The organism is Luteolibacter flavescens, assembly GCF_025950085.1.
Classification (GTDB): domain Bacteria; phylum Verrucomicrobiota; class Verrucomicrobiia; order Verrucomicrobiales; family Akkermansiaceae; genus Haloferula; species Haloferula flavescens.
This window is the reverse complement of sequence record NZ_JAPDDS010000013.1, coordinates 151,502-161,805: the sequence shown is the minus strand read 5'-3', so window position 1 is coordinate 161,805 and position 10,304 is coordinate 151,502. Positions and strand designations below refer to the sequence as shown.

Here is a 10,304-nt window from a genome sequence, read left to right as displayed (position 1 = left end):
CCTCATCCACCTGTCGATGTCGAGGCGCATGCTGGCGAGAATTACAGCATGAGTTATTTTTCAGACGGCTTCTTAGTGCTTAGGCCCGATGCAGTGTAGTTTTGCAGGCGGGCGTCTCGTCCCGCGATATCATGAGTCTCCCGTTGCCGGGGTCTCGCGAAAAGTCGACGGGATGACCGCGACCCGCTCAGAAGCTCACGCTGATCCCGGTGGAGATCTGCCACTGGGACCAATCGCGTTGGCCGTCATTCCGGCCGCAGCGCACGGTTGTCTCCAGTTTCACCCGATCAGCGTAAAGGTCCCGCCGATAGGTGATGTAGGCATTCGTGAAATCATCATCCTCCCGGGTCGCGGCGGCGATCACGCCGACCGACTCATAGTCGGAGAAGCTGACACCAACCCCGATCTCGAGCGAGGAGCGCTCGAAATGCCGAACCGCGGAGGTGGTGAACGAGAGATCGTTGACGACGTAGTTCAGCGTGTTTGGCGAGGGCACGGTGGAATAGCGCGCGCCCGCACGGAGCGACCAGTATTCGCCCAGCCGGTAGTCTGCCGCGAGCCTGCCGGTGAAGCCGGGCTCCCAGCCGTCATTGCTGCGGGAGTTCTTTGCATACTCCAGGCCGCCTGCGGCATCCAGAGTCATGCGTTCGCCCCATTGATAGCGGGCCTTCACCAGCAATGCGATGGCATCGCGCTCGCCGGTCGCGTCGGACTCCGAGAGTGTGTAGGTCAGCGATGGTCCGATACGCAGGCGCTCCGTCGCATCCCACAGGCCGCCGACTTCTGAGGTATAGACATCCACTCCGGCGCGGGCACCGGCGTCATACTCGGACTGAGACGCTGACCATCCTGCGAGCAGGGCGGTGCGCGGGCCGAGTTGATAGCTGCCCGAGATGCCGTAGCTGAGGATGGATCCCTCGATGAAACCGCCGACCAAGCGATCTGAGGACGAGACTTCTGCATAATCGGCGTAGGCCTGGAACGCCGTCCTCGTCGCCGCATACTTCAGCGTGATGCCACCCGCGTGATTCACCGAATTGAGATCTTCATTATCGAGATAAGCGAGGAATGTCGGCGCATAGCGGGCCTCTAGAGAGAACTCCGCGCCTCCATCGGGATCGGTGCGATACGTCACCGACGGCGTGACCGCCGCGTGGAGATCGCTTCTCGTGTAGTCGTCCGTCAGGAAGAGATTCGAGTCATAGGTCAGGCTCGCGCCGAGGCCGAACTCGAATCCGCCTTTCAAGCCTTCGACCGGCGGAGAGGGAAAGAAGCTGTCCGTCAGGGTGCGGTTCCCATCGCTCACGCGAAGCGAGAAATCCTGGGCGGAGAGGAGAGACGGCGCTCCAGCAAATGCTGCGGCCACGAATCCGCGAAGAGACCTCGCGGGAAAAGGTCGAAGGGGGGGCATACGACTTATCCGGGGGGAAGGATGACAAGGGGTCTCTCAAATCGAGCGGAAATGTCAATTCGAATGCATGTCTCGAACCGCCACGAGGAAGCATCTGCCGACCTGCTTCGACCGCGAGTTTATCGCGAGGCCGCTCCTTGATCGGGAGAATCACTACTTTCGTGTCATCCACTTCACTACAAACCCTGGATGATCATCCCAAGGCATGGAGGATCTGGGACTTGTGGTGGGCGCATCATGTCGCTGCAAGGCCCTTTCGAGGGGGGTGTCTTGCAGAAAATTGCATATTCATCGTATTCACTAAACCTACACGAACGGGGAGCACGTATGGAAGACGCGTGCCTTGTTTCCACGGACCCAATTTCCACCTGGCTGCCAAGGCTCTCCCCAAAAGCTCCGATGAAAAAAAACCATAGTATCCTGAGAAGCTCCATTCTCCTTCTCGCTGCCAGTTTGCCCGCCGTTGTTCAGGCAGACTACTTCTGGGACGGCACCGACCTCACCGCGGATGCCGACGGTGGTGCCGGCACGTGGGACGCCACCACGGCAAACTGGGACGACGCCGTCACGGCGGGCAACCCCGTCCCGTGGCTCAATACCCAGAACGCCGTCTTCGGCGGCACTGCGGGCAACGTGAGCATCGCGGCAGGCGGCATCACCGCGGCCAATGTGTCCTTCAACACGACCGGATATTCCGTGCAAGGCGGCACGCTGGCGGTCGGAACCGGCAGCATCACTACTGCCCCGGGAGTCGATGCCACCGTCAGCTCGGTCATCACCGGATCATCCGGTCTCACCAAGGCGGGCACGGGCACGCTGACGCTGACCGGCCTGAGCACCTATACGGGGAATACCACCATTCTGGCGGGCACGTTGAAGTCAGTGCCAGCCTATCCCACCTACCGGTATTACAGGTTTGAGGTGCTGACCAAGACCACTCCATCCGACGGATACAACCAGATCGGCGAGCTGCACTACTACAAGAACGGGGTGAGGACAGCGGCGATCGCCGGTTCCCAGACCGGCTCCGGAACAGGTGAGCAGCTTTGGAGCAATGCGAACGACAACAAAGGGGCGAACATCAATGATGGCTTCACGAAATACGGGGTGGGAACGCTCCCTTATTTCCTGAGGTTCGACTTCGGAACGCCGACGGCTTTCGATGGTTACAACTGGTCCAGCGGGAACGACTCAACTCCTGCTCGCAACCCTCGCCGCTGGAAGCTCTCAGCAAGTAATGACGATCTCAATTACACGGTCATCGATGATCGTTCGACGGCGGATCAGGCAGGGCCCGGAACGACCTACAGTTGGTCCGGCTACCTTGCCACTTACGGCGTGAACAACAACTCTGCGAACACGGGCTTCAGCAATGCATATCCGCTTGGCCAGGCCATCCCTGTGACCTCGTCACTGGCTATCGCCACGGGTGCGAGCTTCGACATGAATGGCCACCCCTTCATCACAGCCGGACTGGCAGACTCGGGCGGAGCCGGTGGATCGGTCATCAACAGCGTCGCCACGCCGGTGACCCTGAAGGTGGGCTCGGCTGGGAATTCCAGCTTCAGCGGCACCATCAGCGACGGTGTCGGAGCGGTCACGGTGGCAAAGGTCGGTGGTGGCACCCAGACGCTCACGGGTACCACGAGCAATACCTACACCGGCCTGACCATTCTGGGTGGCAGTGGCAAGCTCCTGCTAGCCAAGACCGGCGGTGCCATCGCCATCCCGGGGAATGTCAGCCTCTCGTCTTCCAACTTCGGCGGGAACGCCGCGGGTATCGTCCTGGGTGAGAACGAGCAGATCGCAAACTCCGCGATCCTCACGTGGACCTCACAGGCCTACGGCGATACCAGTCAGGCTGACACGTTCTTCCGGATGAACGGCAAGACGGAGACGGTCGGCGGCCTGGTTTCTCCGAACAATGGTCTGGCGGTGATCGAGAATCGTGGCAGAGACGACAGTGGGGCCTATCCCAATGGCGTTCTCATCATCAATGTCACCGGAACGAACAGCTATTCCTATGGAGGTCAGATCCGCAACATTGACGGCGGCAGCAATGGCGGTGCCATCGCCCTCACCAAGACCGGGACCGGCACCCAGATCCTGGGTGGCACCATGACCGGCGCGACTGGACCTGCACAAGTGCTTGGCGGCACCCTTCGTGTGAACAGCTCGCTGGCTTCGGCGACTGTTGCCGTGAGTGGCAGCGGCAGCATTCTGGAGGGTACGGGAACCGTCACCGGTGCCCTGACCATCGACTCCGGAGGTGTGCTTTCCCCGGGTGTCGCTGCTGCAGGGACCTTCATCGCAGGCGGCGCGGTGACGGTGGGGAATGGTGGCATGATCTCGCTCACCGGTACGGCCACGCTGAATTCTTCGCCGGTCGTGGGAAGTGGCGGTGTGCTTTCCTTGGCGGGTACTTCGACGTTGGGTGGATCGGCCACCATCGGGAATGGCGGCATCCTCCGCGGTGTCGGCACTATCACCGGCGCGGTGAATGCCCAGGCAGGCTCCGAAGTCGCGCCCGGCGGGACCAGCATCGCGACGCTGAACACGAACAATTCCGTGACGCTCGCCGGTAACTCCACCTTCCAACTGAACAAGACTGGAGCCACCCTGACGAACGACAAGCTGAAGGGCTTCACCACCATCACCTACGGCGGAACGCTGACCCTCAGCTTCACGGGTGACACGCTCGTTCTTGGCGACAGCTTCCAACTCTTCGAGCCGGGAACAAGCGGGAGCTATGCCGGTGGATTCACCAGCATCACCGGTCTTCCTACCCTTCCTGCGGGATTGAATTGGGAGACCACGAGCTTGAATAGCACCGGCCGCATCACCGTGGTGAATACGGCGAGCCTCCCCAGCTTCAGCCCGAATGGCGGCAGCTACGTGGGTGCCCAGTCGGTGACCATCGCTTCGGATCCGGGCTCGACGATCTATTACACGATCGATGGCTCCGATCCGGTGGTCGATGGACCCGCAACCCTCACTGGAACGAGCCCGGTCACCGGGATCTCGATTGCGACTGACTCGGTGGTGACCCTCAAGGCCTTTGCTGCGGGCAGCGGCCTTTCGAACAGCGCGATCAGCACCGCTGTCTATCGCACGGCGACAAATCCACGATGGGTGGTCGATGCGGATGGCGCATGGTCCGGCTCCGGGAACTGGTACAACGGAATGATCCCGAGCAGCATCGGGGCTCCGGTGGACTTCACCCTACCGCAGACGGCGAACCGGGTGGTCTCACTGGATATCAGCCGGACCGTTGGCAGCCTGACCTTCGGGAACACCAATCCCTTCACCTGGACCATCTCGAATCCCGCAAGCAATACCAGCGTGCTGACCCTCGCCGTCCCCACCGGGACGCCGACGATCAACGTCCAGAATGTGACCAGCACGATTGTTTCCAATCTGGCGGGCACGCAGGGTCTGTCGAAGACCGGTCCGGGAACCCTGCTGCTTTCCGGCAGCAGTTCCTACACCGGAACGACCAGCGTCGATGGCGGCGTCCTTGCCGCGCTGAATCTGGCGGCAAACGGGCTCAACTCGTCGATTGGTGCTGGCACCACGCTGGCACTGAACGGGACGACCTTCCGCTACACGAATGCCGGTTCCAATGGTGCCTTCAACCGCAACATCACGCTCGGTGCGGGCGGCGGGACGATCGATACCGACACGCCCACCAACTTCCTGTTCTCGAACGGCGTCATCTCCGGCCCCGGATCGCTCACGAAGATCGGTGTGCGGCAGTTGATCCTGAATGGAAACAGCACGTATGACGGCGACACCTTCGTGAATACGGCGGAGGTCCAGTTCCGCACGCTCACGTCCTTCGGCAGCACGGTCGGCAAGACGGTGGTGGCTGCTGACGCGCGTGTCTCGGCAGGTGGGGCCGTGATCGGAACCATCCTCGAGAACTTCGAGCTGAACGGTCTGGGCGGCGGCAACGGTGCGCTGCAAGCGAACGATGCCAGCACCAACATCACCTACGGTGGCAACATCGTGCTTGCGACGGAAAGCGGTATTGGCGGCGGCATGCCCTTCGCCATCAGCGGTCCGATCAGCGGTGGTGGCGGTCTCGTGAAGGTCGCCAGCAACGTGGTGACGCTGAACGGTGCCACGAACAACACCTACACGGGAGTCACCACCTTGGGCGGAAATGGCAAGCTCCTGCTCGCCAAGACCGGTGGAGCCATCGCCATTTCGGGTAATATCAACATGTCCAGCGCTGCCAACGCGAACCCGAACAATGCGGGTATCGTGCTGGCCGGTGACGAGCAGATTGCGAATACCTCGGTCATCACCTGGACGCCGACTGCCTTTGGTGGCGGTGTCCAGCAGGCGGGTTACCTCCGGCTGAACGGTCACACGGAAACCGTGGGTGGACTCGTTTCCGCCGGAAACATCAATGAGCCTGCGATCGAAAACCGCGGTCTGGGAGACGGCGGCGCCTACAATGCCGGCACGCTCATCATCAATGTCGCGGAAGCGGCCAGCTATGTCTATGGCGGACAGATCCGTAATGTGGACGGCGGCACCGGTGGCGGCACCATCGCGATCACGAAGACTGGCCTCGGCACGCAGACGATTAGCGGCACGCACACCTACAGCGGTGCGACCACGGTGAACGCGGGCACCCTAGTGGTGAACTCCACTCTCACGGCCAGCCCGGTGACGGTGGCTGCGGGTGGAACGCTGAAGGGCACCGGCGGCACCGCCAGCACCCTCACGGCTGCAGCGGGATCGACCATCGCTCCGGGTGCGAGCGTCGGCACCTTCAGCGCGGGCAATACCGTGCTCGACGGCACCTACGCCTGCGAGATCGACGGTGCCACCGCCGACCGTCTCACGGTTACCGGCTCGCTCGACATCGCGGGTGCCACGCTGAACTTCGACGTGCTGACCGCACCGACCGAGGACAGCTACATCATCGCCAGCTACACCACGGACCTCACCGGCACCTTCGAGGTGGTCGATCTGCCGTCCGGCTACGAGGTGGTCTATGATGCGGAGCTGAAGCAGATCCGCCTCGATGTCGCGCCCGTCACAGGTGGCAGCTTCGCCTCCTTCGCCGAGACCTACAATCTCAGCGGTGTCCCGACGGATGACGAGGATGGAGACGGCCTGCAGGATGCGGTGGAATACGTGCTCGGCACCGACCCGACTGATCCGGCCTCCGCGAACGCCCCGACGGCGAGCCTGGTGGGTGGCAATCTGGTCTTCACCTTCACCCGTGATGACGCTGCCCTCACCCCGGACATCAGCATCGCCGTGGAAGTGAGCACCACGCTCGCGACATGGCCGGAAGTCTATGAAGTGGGCATCGATACCGCCGCGTCTGACGAAGGCGTGGTGGTCACCGACGGCGAAGGAAGCGACACCATCACCGTGACCATCCCGCAGGGAACGGACACCGCGAAATTCGCCCGCCTGAAGGTGACCGTGGCTGTTCCGTGAGGATCGCCTGAATCATCAGAAATAGTCCCGCCGGGGCAGCCGATCCACGTGTCGGCTGCCCCGGTTTTTTGCGTGGGCAGCGAGCCGTCAGAGGAAGTGCATCAATGGCCGTCCATGCTGACGTGAGGTCGCTACTTCTCCGCCTGTTCTTCTGAAGTTCCGTCCTGCTTGCTCGCATGCTAGAAAGCCTTCTCCAAAAGCAGCCAGACAGCAGGGGGCTCGCGATATCGCGGGGATCGGCTCAGCGAGGCTCGATACGGAAGAATCCCTTCGGTCCGGTGGGCGTGAGGTCGAGCTGGAGAACTCCACCGTTGCCAATGGTGACCGCGGGAGCTGTCACGGGATAGAGCTCGAAATTCGAGAGGTTCACCGACCTCTTCAAAGGCAGGGTGAGGGTGTGGCGGCCTGTGCCTGGATGAACCGCAATCACTGGCGTGCCCGGATGCATTTGCTCGACCTGGCTTTCACCATACAGTCCCACGGCATTTGCTCCGGCACGCAGGATCAGCACCAGCTCCTCGTCATTCACCTGCCAGTCGAAGCCCAGCGCTGCCAGGGCAAGCTCGGCCACGTCATTGATGCCGTCACCGTCCGTGTCGTCCGCTGGCGAGAGCGCCTGTCCGGTGAGTGCGACATCGAATTGCTCGACGCTCGCATTGCTCCCGATGGTCAGGGTGGTGAGTCGGGTGCCGGTGGTTGGCGCGGTGAAGGAAAGGTTGAACTGGAGCACCCCGTCCACCGGCAGGAAGGCAGGGAGCGAAACCTGTCCGAGCGTGAAGTCCCCGGCGTTTCCCCCGGAGATCGAGATGGTAGTCACATCGAGCTGGGACGTGCCCACGTTGCGGATGGTCACCACCTGGTTGTTGCCCTGGCTACCCACGGGAACGTTGCCGAATTGGATGCTCGCTTCGCCCGCGACCAGCGAGGTGCCCGCCGGGTGCTCCACCTGCATCTGCGGCGCAGGCGGATCGGGGTCGAAGAGATACACCGCACCGCGCCCGGAGGTATTCGCATCGTGAAGCGGCGCTCCCATCAGGATATTCTCGCCTTCGATCGCCACGGAGAATCCGAGCTGCTCGCCTTCCTTCTGCGTGCTCGCGGTCAGCTTGTCAGCCGGGATGGGGAAGGTGGCCGAAACGATCTCGTAAACATAGCCGCAGCCGCTGTCCGTACCCATGCTTTCACTCTCGGGCACGCCCACTACCAGTCGCGTCCCGGAGATGCCCACCGCCATGCCGAAGTAGTCTTCATTCTCCGGGTCGGGATTGACCAGCGTCGCCACGGGTGAGCCCGGAGTGGCCGAGCTCAGGTCGTAGAGATACACCGCGCCTGCATCCGTGGCACCGCCTTCCTTGTAGGGGCAGCCGACGAGAATCCTGTTTCCGGAAATACCGACCGAGAATCCGAATTCATCTTCCGCTGCCGGGGTCGGATTGTTCAGCGTGCGAATCGGCACGGTGGGCGAGGTGGACGCGATGTCGTAAATGTAGACCGTGCCCGCATCGAGCGCTCCCGCATCCCGGCCATTCGCCCCGACCACTACCTTGCTGCCGGAGATCGCCACCGAATGGCCGAACCAATCCTCCGCCATCGGAGAGGGATGATCGATCGTCAGCACTGGAACGGTCGGCGTCGCGGAAGCCAGATCGTAGATGTAAACGCTGCCGCTATCCAGGATGGCCCCCGCATCGTTCTTCGCGCATCCCACCACCACGATGTTGCCGGTGATCGCGATGGCATTGCCAAATTGGTCCTGCGCGTGGGGGAAGGGATTGAGCAGCGTGTGGGCCGGTGTTCCCGGAGTCGGCCCGGTGGTGTCGTAGATGTAAACGGTGCCGGTGTTGTTTCCCGCGGTGTCGTCCTGATACGCCGATACCACGACCTTCGTCCCGGACACGGCGACCGCGGTGCCGAAGTAGTCGTTGGTCGTAGGAGCAGGATTATCGATGACCAGCCACGGGAGCTCCGGAGTCGCGGATCCGAGATTGAAGAGGCTCACGCTGCCCGCGTTGCTCGCGACCTTGTCGTCCTTTTGGCAACCCACTGCGACGAGGTTCCCATGGATCGCGACCGAATAGCCGAATTCCTCGTGGGCCGACGGGCTGGAGTTATTGAAGGTGAGCAGAGCCGTGGAGGGCGTGCCACTTGCGAGGTCGAAGACATAGGCCGTGCCCACATCGGAGGAAATGCCGCTGTTGTCATCCGGCGCGGTCACCAGCAGGCGGCTGCCGTGAAGCGAAACCGCCTGGCCGAATTCATCACCTGCGGCCGCTCCCGGTTGCTGAATGGTCAGCACGGGAGTAGTGGGGGAGCCCGAGCCGAGATCGTAAACGCAGGCCACCCCGGCATCGGTGCCGCCCAGATCGTCCAGCGAGATGCCCACCACCAGGCGCGTTCCGGAGATCGCGACGGAGTTGCCGAAGTTGTCGTTCAGGAAGGCGGTGGGATTTTGCAGCGTGTGGACCGGTGTGGCGGGCGTGCTGGAATTCAGATCATAGATGTAGGCCGAGCCGGAGTTGTCCGCGCCGTTGTCGGAAAGCGGAGCGGTGGCCACCACCCGCGTCCCGCTGATCGCCAGCGCGTGGCCGAAGTGATCGTTCGTCGTCGGAGTGGAGTCAGCGAGCGTCAGCAGCGGCAGTGCGGGAGTGGGCGATGCGAGATTGTAAACATGAACGCGGCAGGTGTCGCCGGTGCCGGTCTCCTGAATGGCGCTGGCGGCCACGGTGTTTCCCTCGATGGCAACGGTGCTGCCGAAATTGATCGTCGCTGCGGGATTGTCGATCTGGACCACGGGACTCGTCGGCGTGGCCGAGCCGAGGTCATAGACGTAGGCTCTACCGGCATCGCTGCTCGGTGCCCCGGCCTTTGGAGCGCCGATGATCACCTTGCTCCCGGAGATCGCGACGGACCAACCGAAGCCATCGTTCCTCGCGGGCGAAGGATTGGAGAGGGTGAAAGCGGGGACCGCGGGAGTCGGCGAAGCGAGATTGTAGACATACGCGATGCCCGCATCGACCGCCGCGGAGTTGTCCTCCGGCACACCGACCACCACCAGCGATCCGGACACTGCCACCGACCAGCCGAAGTAGCTGGCCTTTGCAGGTATGGGATTGTCGAGCCGGTGGAGCATGGCCCCGCTGGCAGCGTCGTGGACCCAGACCACGCCGCTGTCTTCGCCGCCCACATTGTCGTAGGGCGCGCCGAGCACCACGAGTGATTGCCCGATGGCAGCGCTGATGCCCATCCGGGTGTCGTTCTGCCGCGAGGCGGAGGTTGAGTGAAAGACCTTCGACTTGGAGTAAGGAATCGCCGCTGCACCGGCAGGGAGTGTGCCCGTCGCGAGTGCCAGCATTGCGACCAGCAGTGCTCGCTTCCAAGGAAAAATGCGGGACGAGGCGTTGGCCAATGGGCTCGGGGGGGGAGGGAGCAT

The 10,304-nt window shown here is 62.5% G+C and carries 3 protein-coding genes; 1 reads left to right on the top strand and 2 read right to left on the bottom strand.

What is annotated here, in order from left to right; genetic code table 11:
* Positions 1-187 precede the first annotated feature (187 nt).
* A complete protein-coding gene (locus tag OKA04_RS19895; protein WP_264502964.1) occupies positions 188-1,366 on the bottom strand; it encodes a porin family protein in 1,179 nt (392 codons plus the stop codon).
* Between the two features lie 444 nt (positions 1,367-1,810).
* On the opposite strand from OKA04_RS19895, the gene OKA04_RS19890 reads away from it, so the two are divergent.
* Positions 1,811-6,874 (top strand): beta strand repeat-containing protein, encoded by a 5,064-nt coding sequence (locus OKA04_RS19890; RefSeq protein ID WP_264502963.1) that lies wholly within the window; start codon positions 1,811-1,813, stop codon positions 6,872-6,874.
* A 241-nt stretch (positions 6,875-7,115) separates the two neighbouring features.
* Here the strand turns inward: OKA04_RS19890 and OKA04_RS19885 are convergent, their stop codons facing one another.
* Positions 7,116-10,304, bottom strand: coding sequence for a choice-of-anchor D domain-containing protein (locus tag OKA04_RS19885; RefSeq protein WP_264502962.1), 3,189 nt, complete (start codon positions 10,302-10,304; stop codon positions 7,116-7,118).